Origin of the sequence: Burkholderia sp. 22088 (genome assembly GCF_052045915.1) — a bacterium.
In the GTDB taxonomy this organism is placed as follows: domain Bacteria; phylum Pseudomonadota; class Gammaproteobacteria; order Burkholderiales; family Burkholderiaceae; genus Burkholderia; species Burkholderia cepacia.
In genome coordinates, this window is the sequence record NZ_JBQEPY010000005.1 from 168,639 (window position 1) to 188,025 (window position 19,387).

A 19,387-nucleotide genomic window follows, 5' to 3' on the forward strand; every position below is an offset into this window, starting at 1 on the left:
GATGAGGGCAGTGGGAAGCAGGAAGCCGCTCGGGCGGCTTCCGGGCTACGAAGACGATGTGATCGGATGCGCGGTGCCGTGTACGCGCGTCAATCGCCGAACCCGATCTCCGCTTCCAGCGACTGACCGACCTCGAGCCACCCGCCCGCGCCTTCGACGACGATCGCGTTGATGCCGAACGTCAGCTCGCCGCCGAAGTTCGGGTTCGCGCGATAGGTCTGCATCGTGTCGGTCGGCTCGTGCGGCCACGCGGGATCGGGCGCGCCGGTGACCTGGTCGATCGTCGGCATCGGGCAGCGCGTGCACGGCTTCACGAGCCGAAGCCGCACGGGCGACGCTCCTTCCGTGTCGAGATGCTCGACGAAATCCTCTTCGTACGCGTCGAGATCCGACACCACGATGTTCGGCCGGAAGCGGTTCATCGGAATCGCCGGTGCACCTTTGGCGGTGAGCCGTGCGTTCAGGTCGTCGAGCGACGACTGGCCGATCACGAGCAGCGGGTAGCCGTCCGCGAACTGCGTGTGCGTATCGATCTCGCCGGTCCATTTACGGTTGCAGCCGCGGCGTGCGTCGGGCGCGAAGCGCGCGAGCTTCGCGGGCGTGCCGAGGAATTCGGTGAGCCAGGCGGCCGTTTCGGCGCCCGTGTCGATCGCATCGACGGTGTCGCGCCACACGGTCGCGGCCATTTTCGGCGTGGCGGGCGATACGTCGCCGTCGAGCGGCGTGCGGATCTCGCGCATGCCCGGCGCGCTCAGCACGAGCGCATCGCTGTTCAGTGCGGTGCGGATCAGCGCGAGGCGCGGGTGCGTGCGCTGCGTGATCATCTGTCCGGCGGGGTCGGTGATCAGCCAGTGTCGGTCGTACGCCAGGCCCGTTTCGAGCAGTTGCGCGCGCGACAGCGCGATGCCGGCGCAGGATTTGATCGGATACACGAAGAGTTCGGCGATGGCTGGCATGACGCTGGCTGAAGGCGGATGGCGAGACTGCGATTGTGCCAGATCGCGCCGCAGCCGTTCGGACGGCTGCGCTGCGTCGCGCGGCCGGTCATGCGAGCGGGAAGCCGGGGTCGAACGTGGTACGCACGTCGAGCGGCTGGCGCAGCAGTCCCGCCTTCAGGTAGAAGTCGGCCGTGCGCTGCTGTTCGGCGATGACCGTCGCGTCGATCGGCAACCAGCGCGTGTTGCGGCGCTCGAACTGCAGCTTCGCGGCTGCCGGCGGAATGCCGATGATGCGTGCGAGCGCTGCCGAATACGCGTCGGCATGCCGGTACGACCAGGCCTGCGCGCGCACGACGCGCCGCAGGAAATCGTGCAGCACGTCGCGCTTCGACGCGATCGCCGCGTCGGTCGCCGCGATGTAGCTGAGGCCCGACCACAGCCCGCGGCCGCTGACGAGCACGCGCGCGCGCCCGCTCGTTTCCGCGAGTGCGGTATAGGGCTCCCAGGTCGCCCACGCATCGATCGAACCGGTTGCGAGCGCAAGCATCGTATCGGCCGGCGGCAGGAAGCGGAACGAGACGGCGTCGGGAGGCAGGCCGGCCGCGTCGAGCGCCTTCAGCGTGACGAAATGCCCGATCGAGCCGCGCGTGGTGCCGATGCGCTTGCCTTTGAGGTCGGCCGGGCTTTTCAGCGCGGCGTCGGGCCGCACGAGCACCGCCGTGCCGTACGGGTCGGAGCGGTTCGCGCCGATCACCTTGATGCGTGCGCCCGACGCGAGCGCGAAGATCACCGGCGCATCGCCGATCGGCCCGCAGTCGACGGCGGCCGCGTTCAGCGCTTCGGCGAGCGGCGCGGCGGCCGGGAACTCGGTCCACGCGATGTCGTACGGCAGGCCGTTCAGTTCGCCGGCTGCTTCGAGCAGCGCGCGCAGCCCGCCTTTCTGGTCGCCGGCGCGCAGCAGCGGCCGCGTGCCCGATTGCGCGCGCACGGCGGCCGGGGCCGCGGCGATCGCGGCGAGGGCGCTTGCTTGCGCGAGGAAGTGGCGTCGGGTCGGATTCATCGTGAAGTTCGGTCGGAAGAGAAAGTCAGGGATTCGATCAATGCGGGAGCCCGGCCTGTACGTCGCGCACGGGTTCCGTGTCGACGCGCAGCAGCAGCGCGGTCAGCGCGTCGCCGTTCGCGGCCGGTACTGCCGGCCGTGGCGTGGCGTCCGAGCGGCACAGCAGGTCGGCGTCCGACCAGCCCGCGCTGCCCGGCAACGCACGCGCCCGCAGCCAGCCGCGGCGATCGGCGAGGAGCTGCGTGCCGCCGAGCGCGGCGGGCGTCACGCCGGCGATCGTCGCGAAGGCGAGCCATGCATCGGGCGTCGACGCGACGCAATCGGCTCGCGCCGCGCCGGCCGCCTGGGCCACGGGCGTGCCGCTTGCCGTGACGAGCAAGGTTTGCCAGCGCGCGTCTTCCGGCGGGGGCGGCGCGCCTGGCGCGAGCGCGACGATGCGCACGCGCTGGCCTGCGCGCCAGCGATCGAGCGGTTGGGGCGCGGCGCTGCCGCAGCGCACGTCGAGCGCCGGCAGCGGCACGGGCACGGGCCACGCGCCTTCTGCCTGCGCGCCGCTGCCCGCGGCGAGCGCTTTCAGGTAGTCGAGCACGGCCCAGGTGTCGCGGGGTCCGAGTGTCGCGGCGAAGCCGGGCATCGTCGGCGCGCTGCGTTCGTCGCGTGTCCCGTGACGCACGCGCCAGAACAGCTCGCCGTCGAGGCGGCGGGCGAGCAGGGCGCCGGCGAAGGTCGGCGGCCAGTGCGGGAGCGTGGCCGCAAGCGGCCCTTCCCCGCGTCCGTCCACGCCGTGGCATGCCACGCAGTGTTGCGCATACAAGTGCGCGCCGCGTATCACGTTCGATACCGAAAACGGCGCGGGATCACGCTGGAAACTCGTCGGCACGGCAGGCGAAAGCCACAGCGAAGCCGGCGGCCACGGCGCGAACCACGCAACGGCCAGCGCGGCAAGCACCGCAAGCGCCGACGCCACACGCCGCTTGCGTAACGCGAGCGCGATGCACGCGAGCACGGCGGCCAGCGTCGTCACCGCGACGGCGAACGCGAGTTGCCGCGTGAGCCCGGCGTCGATGCGCAGCGTTTCGAGCGCGATGCGACGGGCCCACGGCCAGGCAGGCTGGCCGTCGGCGTCGCCCGTCAGCCCGATTGCATGCAGCACGCGCGACAGCGCGACTTGCGCGCGATACAGCCCTTGCAGAAACAGCAGCGCCCAGTCGGAGAACGTCGGTGCATTCATCGGCTACGTTCCCGCCGCACGGCGGCCCATCGTCGAACGGTACCGCGCATCTACCAGCTCGCATCGAGCCCGAGATGCCGCAACGCGTCGTGACGCAGCTCGGCGAGGCGCGGGTCGCCGCGATGACGCGGATAGGGCAGGTCGACGCGCAACTCGGCGACGATCCGCGCGGGACGCGGCCCGAACACGATCACGCGCTGCGCGAGGAACAGCGCTTCCTCGACATCGTGCGTGACGAGCAATGCAGAGAAACCGTCGCGTTGCCACAGTGCGGTGAGTTCGGCCTGCATCGTGAGCCGGGTGAGCGAATCGAGCTTGCCGAGCGGCTCGTCGAGAATCAGCAGGCGCGGATCGTTGACGAGCGCGCGGGCCAGTGCGACCCGCTGCGCCATCCCGCCGGACAGCTGATGCGGGAACACGTTCGAGAATTCCTGCAGGCCGACGCGCGCGAGCGCATCGTCGACGCGATGCTGCGACGCGCGCGCCACGCCGCGCGCCTCGAGGCCGAGCGCGACGTTCGCACGCACCCGCCGCCACGGGTACAGCGTCGGGTCCTGGAACACGACGATGCGCGACGGATCGGGTTGCTCGATCGGCACGCCGTCCTGCGCGATTCCGCCTTGCCGCGCGGCGTCGAGGCCCGCGACGAGGCGCAGCAGCGTCGATTTCCCGCAGCCGCTCGGGCCGAGCAGCGCGACGAATTCGCCGGCAGCGACCGACAGCGTGACGTCGTCGAGCACGGGCAGCGGGCCGCCGGGGCCGTCGAACGCATGGCTCACGCGGCGGATGTCGATGCGCGCGCCGCGCGGCGCCGTGACGGCAGGCGACGCGGCGGGCGCAGCGGACGCGGACGATTCGAGTACGGCGGCGTTCACCATTTGACGGTTCCTTTCTGCCACGCGAGCACGCGGTCGCGCACCGCGAACAGCAGCGCGATCAGCCCGGAAAACAGCAGCGCCATCACGATCAGCGCCGCATACATGTTCACGTACGAGGCCCAGCCCTGCGCCCAACTCAGGTACCAGCCGAGCCCGGACTTGACGCCCATCATCTCGGCGACGACCAGCACCGTGAACGACGCGCTCAGCCCCATGAAGATGCCGACGAACACGTGCGGCAGCGCGGCCGGAATCGCGACGCGCAGCACGAGGAAGCGCGCATTCGCGCCGAGCGTGCGTGCGACGTCGTAATACTGCTTGTTGACGCTCGCGACGCCCGACCACGTCAGCACCGCGACCGGGAAGCCGGTGGCGAGCGCGATCAGGAACGCGGCGGCGGAATAGCTCGACGGGAAGAAGTAGAACGTGAGCGGCAACAGCGCGGTGGCCGGCACGGGGCCGAGCACGCGCAGCACCGGATGCACCCAGTAGCCGATCCGGCGCGACCAGCCGATCGACACGCCGACCGCGAAACCGACCGCGACGCCGTATGCAAAGCCGAGCGCGAGCAGCTTCAGCGTGTTGCCGGCGCTGCCGAGCAGGCGCGGCCAGTCGTCGACGTAGACCTCGATCAGTGCCTGCGGCGGCGCGAAGAACGGCGTCGGCAGCCAGCCGGTTTTCGCGGTGACGATTTCCCACGCGGCGAGCACGAGCGGCAGCGCGACGAGCCACGGGCCGGCCGGGCGCACGCGCGCGAGCCGCGTGCGCGTCGCGGCGACGAGATGGCCGAGCGTCGCGGCGGCGAGCAGCAACGCGGCGATCGTCCACGCGGCCGTGCCGAACGTGTCCGTGTACGCCCAGTCGCTGAAGCCGACGATGCGGTTCGGCCACAGCTGCGTGAGGGCGCCGAGCGCGGCCCAGGCGAGCGCGGCGGCGATGCCGGTCGGCCAGGTGCGCGCGCGGCGCGCTTCGGCCGCGAGCGTCGCTTCGCAGGCCGTGCAGGCCACGCGTGCGGAGGCAGCGGAGGCAGCGGAAGCAGGCGCACCGCCGGCCGGTGACGGTGCGGTGCGCGCGGTGGAGGCGTGTTCGATCGTCGACATCGCGTCACCCGAGCACGTTCGCATAGACCTGCTGCGCGAAGCGCTGCGGGTCGGTGCTCTTCTTCAGCACGCTGATGCGGCGGAAATCGTCCGCATAGAACGCGATTTCCTGCTGCAGGTCGACGTTGGTCGGGTGGTGCGTGTAGGTGAGCGTCGCGTACAGCTTGCGCAGGTCCTCGGGGCTGATCTTCGGCGAATATTTCGCGAACACCTTCGCGGCTTCGTTCGGGTTGTCGTGCGTGAACTCGGTGGCCTGCACGATCGAGCGCGCGAGTGCGGCGGCGGCCGGCCGGTCGTTGCGCACGAGATCGCCGCGCGCGCCGATCACGCAGCACACCTTGCGTGCGTATTCGCCTGACAGGTTCGTGGCGAGTTCCGTGTACGCGCCGTTGCTGCGCTTTTCCAGCAGATAGAGGTTAGGGTCGCCGTCGGCGATCGCGTGGATCTCGCCCTTGTCGACCGCGACGCCGAGCAGGTCGGCCGGATACTGCCGCCACGTGATGTCGCGCTCGGGATCGATCCCGTTCTTCGCGAGCAGGATCGAGAAGAAATGCTTGCCGGGCGCGGCCAGATCGCTGACGCCGACCGTCTTGCCCTTCAGCGCCTGCAGCGTCGTGACGCCGGCGGCCTTCGAGCCGAGCAGCCGCACGCAGCCGCCGTGCGAGCTGCCGATGATCTTCACGTCGAAACCGGCTTCGAGCGGCTTCAGCCAGCGATGGATCATCCCGACCGCCGCATCGGCCTTGCCGGTCGCGATCGATTCGAGCAACTGGTCGGTCGAGCCGCTGTAGTTGATCAGTTCGACCTTGAGGCCGTTCTTCTCGAAGAAGCCGCGCTCCTGCGCGACGACGATCGGCGTCAGGCAGAACGCGTTCTGGTTCCACGCGAACGTGAGCTTCTTCAGCGGCGGCGCGGACCAGGCCTTGCGGCCAAGCGTGATCGCGGGCGCGGCGAGCGCGGCGGCGCCGGCCGCGCGCAGCAGCTTGCGGCGTTTGTCGTCGTGCGTGTCGCGCGTGTCGTGTGCATTGGCGGGCGCGGGTGCGGCGGTTCGGGTCATGTGGTCTGGTCTCCGGTCGTGCGGGAAGGCGCTCAGTCGAGCAGGTCGGGTTCGTCGGCGACGACGCGCGCGAACAGGCTGTCGAACGCATGCAGCGCGCCCTCGGGGCCGCCGATCTGGCCGTGCGTGTGGCGCGCGGTGGCATGATCGATCGGTTGCGGCGTGCCGGCCGCCTCGGCCAGCAACTGCGTGTGCGCGGCGTTGTCGAGCGCGATGTACCACCATGCGGCGGCCTCGACCGTCGGGCCGGCGGTCAGGATTCCGTGGTTCTTCAGGATCGCGCCCTTGTGCGTGGTGCCGTCCGGTTTCGCAAGCGCATCGGCGATCCGTGCGCCTTCGCTCGTGTCGACGACCATCCCCGTGAAGTCGTCGAACAGCGCGTGGTCTTCATAGAACACGCACGCGTCCTGCGTGAGCGGATCGAGCGGGCGGCCGAGCGTCGACCACGCCTTGCCGTACGTCGAATGCGTATGCGCGGCGGCGACGATGTGCGGATGCGCGTCGTGGATGGCCGCATGGATCGCGAACGCGGCCTTGTTCAGCGGTCGGGAACCGATCGCGGTTTCGCCGCGCGCGTTGACGAGCAGCAGGTCGGACACCTTGATCTGCGAGAAATGCACGCCGAGCGGATTCACCCAGAAGTGGTCGGGCAGCTCGGGGTCGCGTGCGGTGATGTGGCCGGCGAGCCCCTGTGCGAAGCCGAAGCGAGCGAACAGGCGGAACGCGGCCGCGAGCCGCTCCTGACGGTGACGGCGCTCGGCGGCGACGTCGATGCGCGGCGCGGGCGGATCGAACCAGAAATGCTGGCGCGGCGACGCGGCGAGCGCGAGGCCCGACGCAGTGCGTTCGAGTGTGGACGGAACGGCGGACATCGTAAGGGTCTCCCGGGTCGCGTCAGGCCGCGCGGCGCGCCGCGTCGCGTGCGGCGACGGCGCCGCGCACGCGCGGAATCAGTTCGCGGCCGTAGTCGATCGCGTCTTCCAGCGGATCGAAGCCGCGGATCAGGAACGTCGTGACGCCGAGGTCGTAGTAGTCGAGCAGCGCATCGGCGACCTGTTCGGGCGTGCCGACCAGCGCCGTCGAATTCGAACGCGCGCCGGTGAGGCTGGCGATCTCGGTCCACAGCCGCTTGTCGACGCGCGAGCCGCGTTCGGCCGCGGCCAGCAGGCGGCGCGCGCCTTCGCTTTGCTGCGGGCCGCCGGCGCCGAGGCCGGCCGCTTCACGCAGCCGGCGTGTTTCGTCGAGGATGCGATGCGCACGCGCCCACGCTTCGTCCTCGGTCGCGGCGAGGATCGGGCGGAACGACACGGAGAAACGCACCTGCCGGCCGTGCTTCGCGGCTTCGGCGCGCACCCGGGTCGTCAGGTCGCGCACCTGGTCGAGCGATTCGCCCCACAGCGCGTAGACGTCCGCGTGCTTGCCGGCCACGGCGAGCGCGGCTTCCGATGCGCCGCCGAAATAGATCGGCACATGCGGCTGCTGGAACGGCTTCACTTCCGAGAACCCCTGTTTGAACCGGTAATGCGCGCCGTCGTGATCGAACGGCTGCGCTTCGGTCCAGATCCGCCGCAGGATGCCGAGGTATTCGTCGGTGCGCGCATAACGCGCGTCATGGTCGAGGAAATCGCCGTCGCGCTGCTGCTCGCTGTCCGAGCCGCCGGAGATGAAGTGCACGGCGAGCCGGCCGCGGCTGAACTGGTCGAGTGTCGCGATCTGCCGCGCGGCGAGCGTCGGCGCGGTGAAGCCCGGGCGATGCGCGAGCATGAAGTGGATGCGCTCGGTCGCGGCCGCCGCGAACGCGATCGTCAGCGTCGCCGACGGGCCGGTCGAGTGATGCGGCACGAGGATCCGGTCGAAGCCGGCCGTCTCGTGGGCGCGGGCAAAGTCGCGCACGTAGCCGGGATCGACCACGGGGCCGGACGGCGGGTGGATTTCCGACTGCTTCTGGCTCTGGATCATGCCGATGAATTCGACGCTCATCTGGGTCTCCGGTGCGGGGATGTCCCGGCGCGCGGCCGGGCAGGAATGGAGCGCAGGTTAACGCCGCGATCATGCGGAATGGAAATAATCAATCCCGATTTGAATATCAGATTTGCATGGTTTGGGCGCGTGTGCGCTGCGCATACGCTGTGGGCTCACGAACGATCGGGCGCGCGGGCGCCGGCGAATCCGGGGGCACGCGTTGCGGATCGCCCGGTTCACGGGATACCGCGCCGCGTGGCGATCGATTGCCGCGGTTGCCGATCTCCGTCGCGCTTGCCGCCTGTCCGTATTACCCAGGGAATCCGTTTCGATGTCCGCCAGCCTTGCCGCTTCCTCGCCGTCGCCGCAGCCGCCCGCGCTGCGCCTCCTGCCCACCGACGATGCCGACGACGCACGCGTCGCCGCGCTGCTCGAGCGCCTCGCGCCGGAACTTGCCGCCGATGCGGCGCGCAACGACGTCGATGGCCGCTTTCCGCACGAGAACTTCGCGCGGCTGCATCGCGCGGGGCTGATCGCGCAGGTCGTGCCGCGCGAGCATGGCGGCGCCGGTGCGACGCTCGCGCAGGCGAGCCGGATCGTCGCCGCCGTCGCGCGGGCCGATCCGGCCACCGCGCTGGTGCTGACGATGACGTATCTGCAACATCGCGCGCTCGGCCGGGCCGACAACCGCTGGCCCGCACAGGTGCGGCGCGCGGTGTTCGACAGCGCGGTCACGCACGGTGCGCTGATCAACGCGCTGCGGGTCGAGCCCGCGCTCGGTTCGCCGTCGCGCGGCGGCCTGCCGGAAACCGTTGCCCGGCGCGACGGCGACGGCTGGCGGCTGTCCGGCCACAAGCTGTACAGCACCGGGATTCCGGCGCTGCGCTGGCTGGCCGTGTGGGCGCGCACCGACGAACCGGCGCCGCGCGTCGGCGTGTTTCTCGTGCCGCGCGACCGCGATGCGGATGGCGATCGCATCCGTGTGATCGAAAGCTGGAATCACCTCGGCCTGCGTGCGTCGGGCAGCCACGAGGTCGTGTTCGACGACGTCCGGCTGCCGGCCGATCACGCGGTCGACGTGCGCGCACCGGACGCATGGGCCGTGTCGGCCGCGACCCACGCGGATGCCGACGCGCAGGCCGACCAGCAGGCGTGGATGGTCGCGCTGCTCGGCAGCCTGTACGACGCGGTGGCGCGCGCGTCGCGCGACTGGGTGGTCGAATTCGCGACGACGCGTGCGCCGAGCGGGCTGGGCGCACCGCTCGCGACGCTGCCGCGCGTGCAGGAAGCGGTCGGCGAAATCGAGGGCTGGCTGCACGCGAACCGCGTGCTGCTCGACGATCACATCGCGCGCACCGACGCGGGTCATGCGCCGCCGGTCACGACGAGCGGACTGGTCAAGCGCACCGTGACCGAGCACGCGATCCGTGCGGTCGAGCAGGCGCTGAAGCTGTCGGGCAATCACGGGCTGAGCCGCGCCAATCCGCTCGAACGCCACTATCGCGACGTGCTGTGCAGCCGCGTGCATACGCCGCAGGACGACGCGATCGCGGTGGCGGCGGGGCGTGCGGTGCTCGACGCAGCGAGCCGGGTTGAAGCGAAGGGCGAGACGAAGGGCGCAGCGAAGGGCAAAGCGAGCGGCGAGACGGAAACGGGCGGGGCGTCGGTCAACGGGACCGGGCGCGGCCGCAGCGATGCTTGAGCGGAGCAGGGCTGGCGCGAGCATCGATCGGGCGGCGCGATGCTGCCGCCGCCCGATAGGGTCACGCAGCCTGGTCGTGCGCCTGCTCGGGCAGCGCGAATGCCGCACGCGCATGCGCGGCGACGGCCGCGAGCGGCGCGCCGAAGCGGGCCGCATCGTGCCGGCGCAGCAACCACAGATCGATGTGCGGCTTGAAATCGGCGAGCGGCACGATGTCGAGCGCGTCGCGCAGCGGGCTGCCTTCGACGAGCGGCAGCGGCATCAGCCCGATGCCGAAGCCGTTCGCGACGCTCTGCAGTTGCAGGTCGCGGCCGTAGGCGTCGAGCGTGACCGGCATCGGCAGGCCCTGCGCGTCGAGCGCGCGCCGCAGGCCCGCACGAAAGCCGCAACCGTCGGGATTGAGCACCCAGCCATGAGCGTGGCAATCGGCGAGCCGGTAGCTGCGGCGCGGCCAGTTACCCTTGCGGCCGACCGCGACGAGCCGCGTGGCCAGCAGCCGTTCGCCGTCGACCTGTGCCGGCAGCACCATCTCGCGCGCGAGGAACACGAGCGCCGCATCGAGTTCGCGGCGGGCGACGCGCTCGACGAGCATGCCGCCCCACGCGGTCGTGACCTGCGTCGCGAGCGCGGGCCACTGCGCGGCCAGTTCGGATATCAGCGCGGGCAGCATCAGTTCGCCGAGGCCCTGCGTGAGCCCGATCCGGAACTCGCCGGCGGGCGGCTGCTCGCCGGCCGTCAGCTCGCGCAGCGCATCGACTTCGCGCAGGATCGCGCGACACTGCTCGAAGACCTGCCGGCCGATGTCGGTCGGTCGCGGCGGCTTCGTGTTGCGATCGAGCAGGGTCACGCCGAGCGCTTCCTCGAGATTCTGGACGCGCCGCGTGATCGCGGGCTGCGTCATCCCGAGCTCGGCCGCGGCCTGGCTCAGGGTCTGGCAGCGGACCACCGCTGCAAAAGCGTCGATATCGCTAATTTTCATGTTTGTTCTGCATGGTCTTTCAGGTGCATCATGACGATCCATCATATTCGGCATCATATTCGAGGAGCCAGCCGATGAGTACGCTTTCGTTGCATCAGACGCCGCTGCGTCCGTTCGTCGACGGTCTGGGCGCGTTGCTCGCGTCCGGCGCGGACGAGGCGCGCATCCTCGACGAGGGCGGTGCGCTGCTCGCCGCCCTCGTCGAACACGACGACTGGTTGCCCGACGCGTTCGCGCAGCCCGACCCCGCGCGCTATCGGCAATACCTGCTGCATCTCGACCCGGACGAGCGGTTCTCGGTCGTCAGCTTCGTGTGGGGTCCCGGCCAGACGACGCCGATCCACAACCACACGGTGTGGGGGCTGATCGGGATGCTGCGCGGCGGCGAATTCTCGCAGCCGTACCGGTTCGACGCAGCGGGCCGGCCGGTGCCGTCCGGCGAAGCCGTGCGGCTCGCGCCGGGCGAGATCGAGGCCGTGTCGCCGCGCATCGGCGACGTCCATCGCGTGACCAACGCGTTCGCCGATCAGGTATCGATCAGCATCCACGTGTACGGCGCGAACATCGGCAAGGTCGAGCGCGCGGTGTACCTGGACGACGGCACCGTGAAGCCCTTCGTGTCGGGCTATTCGAACGCCTGATGCAACGCCTGCCGATGCGGCCGGCCGCAAGCGACCGGCCGGAAGGCCGATTGCCCGCACGCGCCGGCGGGCCCAAGATTGAACCGTTCCGCTTTCTTCACCGACTTCAACGCATTCAATACAGAGACATCGTGACGCACTCCGCCGATTCCACTTCCCGTTTTCCCGTCGCGTCGTACCAGGATGTGCGCGCGCGCCTGCTTGCCCGCGACGAGATCGCACTGATCGACGTACGCGAGGAAGACCCGTACGCGCAGGGCCACCCGCTGTGGGCCGCCAACTTTCCGCTGTCGAAACTCGAACTCGACGCGTGGACGCGGATTCCGCGCCGCGACACGCCGATCGTCGTGTTCGGCGAAGCGGGCGGCGAGGATCTCGCGCCGCGCGCGGCCGAGAAGCTTGCGCAACTCGGCTACACCGACGTGCGGCTGCTCGACGGCGGCCTCGCGGGCTGGCTCGCGGCGGGCGGCGAACTGTTCATCGACGTGAACGTGCCGAGCAAGTCGTTCGGCGAATGGGTCGAGGCCGAGCGGCATACGCCGTCGCTGTCCGCGCAGGAGGTGCAGGCGCTGATCGACGCGCAGGCCGATGTCGTGATCGTCGACGCGCGCCGTTTCGACGAATACCAGACGATGAACATCCCGACCTCGACGAGCGTACCCGGCGCGGAACTCGTGCTGCGTGTGCGCGCGCTTGCGCCGAATCCGGCGACGCAGGTCGTCGTCAACTGCGCGGGACGCACGCGCAGCATCATCGGCACGCAGTCGCTCGTCAACGCGGGGCTGCCGAATCCGGTCGCGGCGCTGCGCAACGGCACGATCGGCTGGACGCTCGCGGGCCAGACGCTCGAGCGGGGTGCCGCGCGGCGCTTTCCGGACGACATCGACGCGACGCAGCGCGACGAAGCGCGCCGCGCTGCGCGCGCGGTGGCCGAACGTGCTGGCGTGCCGCGCATCGCGCTCGCCGACGTCGCCGCGCTCGACGAACCGGGCCGCACGCTGTACCGCTTCGACGTGCGCACGCCGGAGGAATACGAAGCCGGCCATCTGCCCGGTTTCCTGAGCACGCCGGGCGGCCAGCTCGTGCAGGAGACCGACCATCACGCAGCCGTGCGCGGCGCGCGGATCGTGCTCGCCGACGACGACGGCGTGCGTGCCGACATGACCGCGTCGTGGCTCGCGCAGATGGGCTGGGACGTGCGTGTCGTCGAGCCGGCCGGCGCGGCCGCTTTCGGCGAGCGCGGCCAGCCGCCGCGCGACGTGCCGGCGACGCCGGCCGTGGCGGAGGTATCGCCCGCGACGCTCGCGGGCTGGCTGAAGGAGGCGGCGCCCGGCGAGCTGGCGATCGTCGACGTGACGGCCAGCGCGAACTACGTGAAGCGGCATATCCCGGGCGCGTGGTTCGCCGTGCGTGCGCAGCTGCGCGACGCGCTCGCGGCGATTCCGGCCGCGAAGCGTTATGTGTTCACGTGCGGGTCGAGCCTGCTCGCGCGGTTTGCGGCGGACGACGCGCGTGCGCTGCTGCCGGCTTCGGCCGAGATCCGGGTGCTCACCGGCGGCACGGCCGCGTGGATCGACGCCGGACTGCCGCTCGAAAGCGGCGAGACGCGCCTGGCGTCACCGCGTGTCGACCGCTACCGGCGCCCGTACGAAGGCACCGACAACGCGGCGGCCGCGATGCAGGCGTATCTCGATTGGGAATACGGGCTGGTCGACCAGTTGAAGCGGGACGGCACGCACCACTTCAACGTGATCTGACCGATGCGATGCAACCGGGCGCAACGCGCGCGTCGCGCGCCGCGCCCGGTCGACGCGCGTGTCAGCGCTTGAACGTATCGACGGCCGTGCGGCCGACGGCCGGATCGTCGGTGAAGAAGCCGTCGATGCCCGCGCGCAGGTACGCCTGGATCTCGCGCACCGAGCCTGCCGTGTTGCGTGTGGCCGGCGTGCCGCCGTCCTTCAGCGACGCGGGCAGGAAGTTGTTCTCCGGGCGGAACGTGTACGGATGCACGACGAGGCCGGCCTCGTGCGCGTAGCGCACGTACGGTGTCGGTTGCTGCAGCGTGCCGTCCGCGGCGACCGCGATGATCGACGTCTTGTACGGGCCGACACCGTTCGCATAGGTCGCGACCTCGCGCATGCCGTCGCGCGTCGACAGGTCGCCGTAGGTGCGCTTGTCGTTCGCCTTCACGAAGTCGTATGGGCGCTGGCCGGCTTCGTCCATCAGCTGCACGAGCTTCCAGTTCGGCTGGCTCGACTTGATCCGGTTGCGGATCGCCTTCAGGTTCGCGACCTCGAACGACTGGATGTAGACGGTCGCGGTGCGGGCCGTGTACGCATCCTTCAGCAGGGCATCGACGAGGCGGTCCTCGAGCGGCAGGCCGATCGACTGGAAGTAGGTCGGGTGCTTGGTTTCCGGATACAGGTGGATCGTGCGGCCGGTCTGTGCGGACAACTGCTTCGCGAGCGCGACGATTTCGTCGAACGTCGGAATCTCGAACTGGTCGTTGTACGCGGTGTTCGCGGGGCGGACCTGCGGAATGCGCTCGCGGGCGCGCAGCGTCTTCAGCTCGGCGAGCGTGAAATCCTCGGTGAACCAGCCCGTCAGCTGCGCGCCGTCGATCGTCTTGGTCGCCTTGCGGCTCGCGAACTTCGGCAGCGCGGACACGTTCGTCGTGCCCGAGATCTCGTTCTCGTGGCGCGCGACGAGCACGCCGTCGCGCGTCGACACGAGATCGGGCTCGATCACGTCCGCGCCGTCCTCGATCGCCTTGCGGTACGACGCCAGCGTGTGTTCGGGGCGTAGCGCGCTCGCGCCGCGATGGCCGACCACCTGGATCTTCGCGGAAATCGGCTGGGTGGGATCGGACGCGACGTCGTCGTCGCCGCCGCACGCGGCGAGCAGGAATGCGGCGGCACAGGCGAACGGGACGTAGCGCAGGGAGGTCGGGCGCTTGAAGAGCATGTCGGTGAACCTTCGAAACGAGAGTCGGAAAGGGGCGGTCGCTCCGGCGGTGCGGCTGTCGCGCCGTGTCGCACGGAGTCGGATGGGACGCGATCGTCGCACCGAATAATTACATATGTATTACTCAGGCCTTTCCGTTTCCTGTTTTCGGGGCGCGATATGCGCGGCGGGGCGGTTGACGGCGGCCCGACGGGTGACGCATTCCGGCCGTCCCGGGCAGGCCGTGCGCCGGATGCACTAAACTTGCGGGAATTTTGCATCGCCGTGCCGGGCCGGACGCCCGCCTGGCGCGACGATGCGGCGACTCGCGGGCCGGCGCGGGCGCCCGGCGCCCGTGTGCGTCCGGCGCCCGCGCCGGCCGATTTTTCCCGACCCATGACGACTCGAACCGATTCCGCCTACCTGCTCGGCGACCTGCTGAAGAACGTTTCCCGCTCCTTCTACCTGACGCTGCGCGTGCTGCCCGACGGCATGCGCGACCCGGTCGGCCTCGCGTACCTGCTCGCGCGCGCGGCCGACACGATCGCCGATACGGCGCTCGTCGCGCCCGATCGCCGGGCGGCATTGCTGACCGAGCTGCGCGACGAGGTCGAGCAGCTCGGCGACGGCGTCGCGCTGTCGCGTGCGCTCGAGGACGTGACGCGGATGCAGACCGATTCGCACGAGCACGTGCTGCTCGGCTCGATGGAGCCGATGCTCGCGCTGCTGCGCGCGCAGCCGGACGCCGATCGCGCGTCGATCCGCAAGGTCGTCGCGACGCTGACGGCGGGGATGGTATTCGACCTGCGCACGTTCCCCGACGAGCAATCGGGGCGGGTCGCGTCGCTGCGGACGCGCGACGAACTCGACCGCTACACGTATCTCGTCGCCGGCTGCGTGGGCGAGTTCTGGACCGACATGACGGGCATGCACACGCCGGCCGCGCGCGGCTGGAACCTGCCGGACATGGTCGAGAAGGGCATCCGCTTCGGCAAGGCGCTGCAGATGACCAACATCCTGCGCGACTGCGCGAAGGACCTGCGCATCGGCCGCTGCTACCTGCCCGACGATGTGCTGGGCGCGCACGGGCTGAGCGTCGCCGACCTGATGTTGCCCGATGCGTCGGCGCGCGCGCGCGGCGTGCTGGTCGACCTGCTGCGCGTGACGCTGGACCAGTATCGCGACGCGTGCCTGTATACCGTTGCGATCCCGCGCCGCTTCGTGCGGCTGCGGCTGGCATGCCTGTGGCCGATCATGATCGGCCTCGAAACGCTCGAACTGCTGGCCGGCCATGACGCGTGGCTCGATCCGGCGAAGCCGGCCAAGGTGCCGAGAAAGCGCGTCTACCGGATCATGGCGTCGTCGCTCGCGCTGGTCGGCTCGAACACGGCGATTCGCGCGCGCATGACCGCGCTTTCCGATGCCGTGAGCGCGCGTCTCGTGCAGCCGGTCACACGCTGACACCCACCGAACGATGCCGGCGCGACAGGTGCCGGCGTCGCTCCTCGGCCCGCGTTCGCCGGGCCGGTTCTCCCGCATCGGCTAAAAACGTTTTCATTATTTCGTTTCGCGAAACGTGGGTGTCATGAACGTCAGCGATCCTTCGCGGCGGCGTGAATCGCGGCGTCAGCCGCGGTCGCGCATTTGTAAGATGTATTTCGCCGAAGGCATCTGACAACATCCGACGGTCGTGTTGCACCCGTAAAAATGTAAAGCTAGGGTTTTCACCGGGAAATGCCGGAAAAGCCCGCCGCGTAAGCGTTTTCAGGTGTTATGTAACTGCTTGGTGAACCCGTGCGTTGCGTCGATCATACGATGACCGACTGCACATGTTGGGAAATGATTGGTAATCCGTCAGAATCGCGTCGGCATGTACTCGCACATGTGTCAGTCATAAAACCACACCAGAAAAGAAATCATTCTTTGAGGACGGAGAATCAATGAAAAAGCGCGTCGCTTTCGCCATGACGGCAGCGGGCCTTGCAGCCGCTACCGCCGCCCACGCACAGAGCAGCGTGACCCTGTACGGTATCGTCGATAACGGTATCGCATACCAAAACAACTCGTCGGCAGTCGGCGCGACCACGGGTGGTCACTCGAAGGTGCAGATGTCCACCGGCGTGTGGGCAGGCAGCCGCTTCGGCCTGAAGGGCAGCGAAGATCTCGGCGGCGGCACGAAGGCGATTTTCCAGTTGGAAGCCGGCGTCAACACGGCTAACGGTTCGTCGCAATGGACCAACGGCATCTTCACGCGTCAGGCGTGGGTTGGCCTGACCAACAATACGTACGGTACGCTGACGGCCGGCCGCCAGTACACCGCGTACTACACGCTGCTGTCGCCGTACAGCCCGACGACCTGGCTGACCGGTTACTACGGCGCGCACCCGGGCGATATCGATTCGCTGGATACCAGCTACCGCGCGAACAACTCGCTCGTCTACATGTCGCCGAAGTTCTACGGCTTCACGGTCGGCGGTTCGTACTCGTTCGGCGGCGTCGCAGGCGCGACGAACCGCGGCTCGACGTGGAGCGCGGCGATCCAGTACCTGAACGGCCCGGCAGGCATCGCGGTCGGCTACCAGCGAGTCAACAACTCGACGCTCGGCGGCGGCGCGTGGGGCGCGAACTCGACGGTGCAGAACGGCCTGAACGCAGCCGGCACCAACGGTGTCGAGCCGGCAGTTTCGTCGATCAACAATGGCTACCAGTTCGCGCAGTCGCAACAGCGACTGGCCGTCACGGCTGGCTACCAGTTCTCGCCGGCGTGGGACATTTCGGCGTCGTACTCGAATGTTCAATACATTCCGGGCACGGGTTCGGGTTTCAAGAACACGGCGATCTTCAACACGGCTGGCGCCGTGCTGCACTGGAAGCCGGTCGCTCAGTGGGACTTCGCGGCAGGCTACTCGTACACGGCGGCAACGCAGTCGAACGGCATCACGAGCTCGGCCAAGTACCACCAGGTCACGGTGTCGCAGTATTACAGCCTGTCGAAGCGCACGGGCCTGTACGCGGTTGAGGCGTACCAGCACGCGAGCGGCAACACGCTGAACGGCGGCAAGATCATCGCTGCAACGACGTCGATCGGCGACGGCGTGGGCGCAGGTTCGAAGCAGAACCAGATCGGCGTCGGCGTCGGCATGATCCACCGCTTCTGATGTCGCGCGGCGCGCGAGCGCCGCTTGCGGCATGCGGTATGAAAACCGGCCTTCGGGCCGGTTTTTTCATGTCCGCGCGATTCGTGCGAATGCCGCGCCGCGATCGTTGCGTCGAGCACGCATCGCGCCGTCATTCCGCTTCTATCGCTGCGTCAAGCCCGCATCCGGTCGCTCCGTTTCTATCGCTGGGTCAAACCCGCGTCGCGCGATCGCTCCGCTTCGATCACCGCATTGAACCTGCACCGCGCACTCACTCCGCCGCGTCGTTCGTCCAGCTTCCCGCGAGCGCCTGAAACAGCGCCGCCGTATCGGCAAGCCGGTCGGCCTGTGCGCGCGTACGGTCGAGCGCCGTCTGCAGTGCCTGCCGCTGTGCATCGAGCAGGTCGAACGTGCTGATCCCGCCCGTCGCGTAACGGTCGCCGGCAATCGTATTGCTGGCCGCCGCTTCTCGTGCCGCGGTGTCCCGAGCCTGCCATGCGGCAGCGTCGTGTTCGACCGCGCGCATCGCGTCGGCCACCTGCTGCAGCGCCTCGAGCACGGTTTCCCGGTAACTCGCGAACGCGGCGTCGTACGCCGCTTCGGCCGCCCGTTTCTTCGCGCGCAGTTCGCCACCGTGAAAGAGCGGCTGCGTGAGACCGAGACCGACATTCCATACATTGAGCCCGCTCACGATATCCGCGATGCGCGTGCGTTCCGAGCCGATCCCCGCCGAAACCGAAAAGCGCGGATACAGGTTCGCGGTGGCCACGCCGACGTTCGCGCTCGCCTGGTGCAGCACTGCTTCGGCGGCGCGGATGTCGGGCCGTTCGCGTGCGAGCGTCGACGGCAGCGCAACGGGCAGCGTGCGAGGCAGCGCGAGCGCATCCAGCGTGAGGTCGGGCAGCATCGCGTCGGCGGGCGGCGCACCGAGCAGGATCGCGAGCCGGTGGCCGGACTGCGCGAGGCGGGTCGCGAGCGGCGGCAGCGACGCCTGCGTCTGCGCGAGCAACGCGCGCTGCGCATGCACATCGGCCTGCGATACGCCACCGGCAGCGAAACGCGCTTCGACGATGCGCAACTGCCGCGTCTGCGCGTCGATCAGCTGCCGCGTGAGCGCGACCTGCTGCGCGAGCGACGCGCGCAGGATCGCGGTGGCGACGACGTTACCCGCGAGCGTCAGGCGCGCGGCGTCGAGCGTATAGGCCTGGTAGTCGACCTGCGCGCGCAGCGCCTCGAGCGCGCGCCGGTTGCCGCCGAACACGTCGAGCACGTACGACACGCTCACCGACGCGTCATAAAGCGTGAACGGCCCCGGGCTCGGCACGCTGGCCGGCAGGCCGAACGCGGTCGTGTCGACCTGCTCGCGCGTCGCGGACAGGCTCGCATCGACTTTCGGCAGCATCGTCGCGCCGGCTTCGGCCGCATGGTTCTGGCGCGCTTCGTCGAGCCGCGCGCGGGCTTCGGCAAGCGTCGGGCTGTTGCGCCACGCGGTATCGACGAGCCGGTTCAGCGGTTCGGATCCGAACTGCGTCCACCAGTGCTGCGGAGTGTGTTCGGCCGATGCGAACGTCTGGCCATCGCCTGCCGGGCCGGCGGCGGCCGTCGTCTCCGGCGGTTCGCCGCGCGTGTAGCGCTGCGTGGCGGGCGTATCCGGCGCGCGGAAATCCGGCCCGACCGCGCATCCGGCGACGAGCAGCGCGGCGACGGCCAGCGTGCAGCAGCGGGTGGCGTGGAGGGGGCGACGCGAAGCCGGTTTCAT

Annotated in this window: 16 protein-coding genes; 5 read left to right on the top strand and 11 right to left on the bottom strand. The window is 69.7% G+C overall.

All coding sequences use genetic code 11. From position 1 onward, the window contains the following. Nucleotides 1-89 precede the first annotated feature (89 nt). The 8 genes from ACTJLD_RS11515 to ACTJLD_RS11550 form a co-directional block, all read right to left on the bottom strand. The gene (locus tag ACTJLD_RS11515; RefSeq protein ID WP_059696279.1) at nt 90-956 is read right to left on the bottom strand and encodes an MOSC domain-containing protein; all 867 of its coding nucleotides are present in this window, start codon (nt 954-956) and stop codon (nt 90-92) included. 88 nt (nt 957-1,044) lie between these two features. Beyond that, nucleotides 1,045-1,998, bottom strand: coding sequence for an ABC transporter substrate-binding protein (locus ACTJLD_RS11520; protein ID WP_060085179.1), 954 nt, complete (start codon nt 1,996-1,998; stop codon nt 1,045-1,047). 37 nt (nt 1,999-2,035) lie between these two features. Continuing rightward, a complete protein-coding gene (locus ACTJLD_RS11525; protein ID WP_440658785.1) occupies nt 2,036-3,229 on the bottom strand; it encodes a c-type cytochrome in 1,194 nt (397 codons plus the stop codon). Nucleotides 3,230-3,279: 50 nt separating this feature from the next. Beyond that, a complete protein-coding gene (locus ACTJLD_RS11530) occupies nt 3,280-4,107 on the bottom strand; it encodes an ABC transporter ATP-binding protein (protein ID WP_059696271.1) in 828 nt (275 codons plus the stop codon). Beyond that, nucleotides 4,101-5,207, bottom strand: coding sequence for an ABC transporter permease (locus ACTJLD_RS11535; protein WP_060315283.1), 1,107 nt, complete (start codon nt 5,205-5,207; stop codon nt 4,101-4,103). The genes ACTJLD_RS11530 and ACTJLD_RS11535 overlap by 7 nt, the downstream gene beginning before the upstream one ends. Nucleotides 5,208-5,211: 4 nt before the next feature. Next, nucleotides 5,212-6,264, bottom strand: coding sequence for an ABC transporter substrate-binding protein (locus tag ACTJLD_RS11540; RefSeq protein ID WP_174394621.1), 1,053 nt, complete (start codon nt 6,262-6,264; stop codon nt 5,212-5,214). A 32-nt stretch (nt 6,265-6,296) separates the two neighbouring features. Further along, nucleotides 6,297-7,136 (bottom strand): class II aldolase/adducin family protein, encoded by an 840-nt coding sequence (locus ACTJLD_RS11545; RefSeq protein ID WP_027791454.1) that lies wholly within the window; start codon nt 7,134-7,136, stop codon nt 6,297-6,299. 22 nt (nt 7,137-7,158) lie between these two features. Beyond that, a complete protein-coding gene (locus tag ACTJLD_RS11550; protein ID WP_060085184.1) occupies nt 7,159-8,244 on the bottom strand; it encodes an LLM class flavin-dependent oxidoreductase in 1,086 nt (361 codons plus the stop codon). Nucleotides 8,245-8,557: 313 nt separating this feature from the next. On the opposite strand from ACTJLD_RS11550, the gene ACTJLD_RS11555 reads away from it, so the two are divergent. Beyond that, on the top strand, nt 8,558-9,928 hold the full coding sequence (locus tag ACTJLD_RS11555; RefSeq protein ID WP_440658787.1) for an acyl-CoA dehydrogenase family protein: 1,371 nt from the start codon (nt 8,558-8,560) through the stop codon (nt 9,926-9,928). Between the two features lie 61 nt (nt 9,929-9,989). On the opposite strand, the gene ACTJLD_RS11560 is transcribed toward ACTJLD_RS11555, so the two are convergent. After that, nucleotides 9,990-10,964, bottom strand: coding sequence for a LysR family transcriptional regulator (locus ACTJLD_RS11560; protein ID WP_440658788.1), 975 nt, complete (start codon nt 10,962-10,964; stop codon nt 9,990-9,992). A 17-nt stretch (nt 10,965-10,981) separates the two neighbouring features. On the opposite strand from ACTJLD_RS11560, the gene ACTJLD_RS11565 reads away from it, so the two are divergent. Both ACTJLD_RS11565 and ACTJLD_RS11570 read left to right on the top strand, forming a co-directional pair. Beyond that, on the top strand, nt 10,982-11,548 hold the full coding sequence (locus ACTJLD_RS11565) for a cysteine dioxygenase (protein WP_027791458.1): 567 nt from the start codon (nt 10,982-10,984) through the stop codon (nt 11,546-11,548). Between the two features lie 131 nt (nt 11,549-11,679). Beyond that, a complete protein-coding gene (locus tag ACTJLD_RS11570) occupies nt 11,680-13,305 on the top strand; it encodes a rhodanese-related sulfurtransferase (RefSeq protein ID WP_059591247.1) in 1,626 nt (541 codons plus the stop codon). 61 nt (nt 13,306-13,366) lie between these two features. Here ACTJLD_RS11570 and ACTJLD_RS11575 read toward each other — a convergent pair whose 3' ends face one another. After that, nucleotides 13,367-14,512: a glycerophosphodiester phosphodiesterase gene (locus ACTJLD_RS11575; protein ID WP_440658789.1), complete on the bottom strand. Its 1,146-nt coding sequence runs from the start codon at nt 14,510-14,512 to the stop codon at nt 13,367-13,369. 375 nt (nt 14,513-14,887) lie between these two features. Here ACTJLD_RS11575 and ACTJLD_RS11580 point away from each other — a divergent pair, with 375 nt between their 5' ends. Then, nucleotides 14,888-15,952: a phytoene/squalene synthase family protein gene (locus tag ACTJLD_RS11580; protein WP_175757510.1), complete on the top strand. Its 1,065-nt coding sequence runs from the start codon at nt 14,888-14,890 to the stop codon at nt 15,950-15,952. A 479-nt stretch (nt 15,953-16,431) separates the two neighbouring features. After that, nucleotides 16,432-17,649, top strand: a complete 1,218-nt coding sequence (locus tag ACTJLD_RS11585) for a porin (protein ID WP_027791462.1) — start codon at nt 16,432-16,434, stop codon at nt 17,647-17,649. A 250-nt stretch (nt 17,650-17,899) separates the two neighbouring features. On the opposite strand, the gene ACTJLD_RS11590 is transcribed toward ACTJLD_RS11585, so the two are convergent. Beyond that, nucleotides 17,900-19,387 (bottom strand): efflux transporter outer membrane subunit, encoded by a 1,488-nt coding sequence (locus ACTJLD_RS11590; RefSeq protein WP_440658792.1) that lies wholly within the window; start codon nt 19,385-19,387, stop codon nt 17,900-17,902.

Bases quoted from the DNA above. Each gene is read 5' to 3' on its own strand.
- ACTJLD_RS11515 (WP_059696279.1), bottom strand. From the start codon at position 956: ATGCCAGCCATCGCCGAACTCTTCGTGTATCCGATCAAATCCTGCGCC.
- ACTJLD_RS11520 (WP_060085179.1), bottom strand. From the start codon at position 1,998: ATGAATCCGACCCGACGCCACTTCCTCGCGCAAGCAAGCGCCCTCGCC.
- ACTJLD_RS11525 (WP_440658785.1), bottom strand. From the start codon at position 3,229: ATGAATGCACCGACGTTCTCCGACTGGGCGCTGCTGTTTCTGCAAGGG.
- ACTJLD_RS11530 (WP_059696271.1), bottom strand. From the start codon at position 4,107: ATGGTGAACGCCGCCGTACTCGAATCGTCCGCGTCCGCTGCGCCCGCC.
- ACTJLD_RS11535 (WP_060315283.1), bottom strand. From the start codon at position 5,207: ATGTCGACGATCGAACACGCCTCCACCGCGCGCACCGCACCGTCACCG.
- ACTJLD_RS11540 (WP_174394621.1), bottom strand. From the start codon at position 6,264: ATGACCCGAACCGCCGCACCCGCGCCCGCCAATGCACACGACACGCGC.
- ACTJLD_RS11545 (WP_027791454.1), bottom strand. From the start codon at position 7,136: ATGTCCGCCGTTCCGTCCACACTCGAACGCACTGCGTCGGGCCTCGCG.
- ACTJLD_RS11550 (WP_060085184.1), bottom strand. From the start codon at position 8,244: ATGAGCGTCGAATTCATCGGCATGATCCAGAGCCAGAAGCAGTCGGAA.
- ACTJLD_RS11555 (WP_440658787.1), top strand. From the start codon at position 8,558: ATGTCCGCCAGCCTTGCCGCTTCCTCGCCGTCGCCGCAGCCGCCCGCG.
- ACTJLD_RS11560 (WP_440658788.1), bottom strand. From the start codon at position 10,964: ATGATGCCGAATATGATGGATCGTCATGATGCACCTGAAAGACCATGC.
- ACTJLD_RS11565 (WP_027791458.1), top strand. From the start codon at position 10,982: ATGAGTACGCTTTCGTTGCATCAGACGCCGCTGCGTCCGTTCGTCGAC.
- ACTJLD_RS11575 (WP_440658789.1), bottom strand. From the start codon at position 14,512: ATGCTCTTCAAGCGCCCGACCTCCCTGCGCTACGTCCCGTTCGCCTGT.
- ACTJLD_RS11580 (WP_175757510.1), top strand. From the start codon at position 14,888: ATGACGACTCGAACCGATTCCGCCTACCTGCTCGGCGACCTGCTGAAG.
- ACTJLD_RS11585 (WP_027791462.1), top strand. From the start codon at position 16,432: ATGAAAAAGCGCGTCGCTTTCGCCATGACGGCAGCGGGCCTTGCAGCC.
- ACTJLD_RS11590 (WP_440658792.1), bottom strand. From the start codon at position 19,387: ATGAAACCGGCTTCGCGTCGCCCCCTCCACGCCACCCGCTGCTGCACG.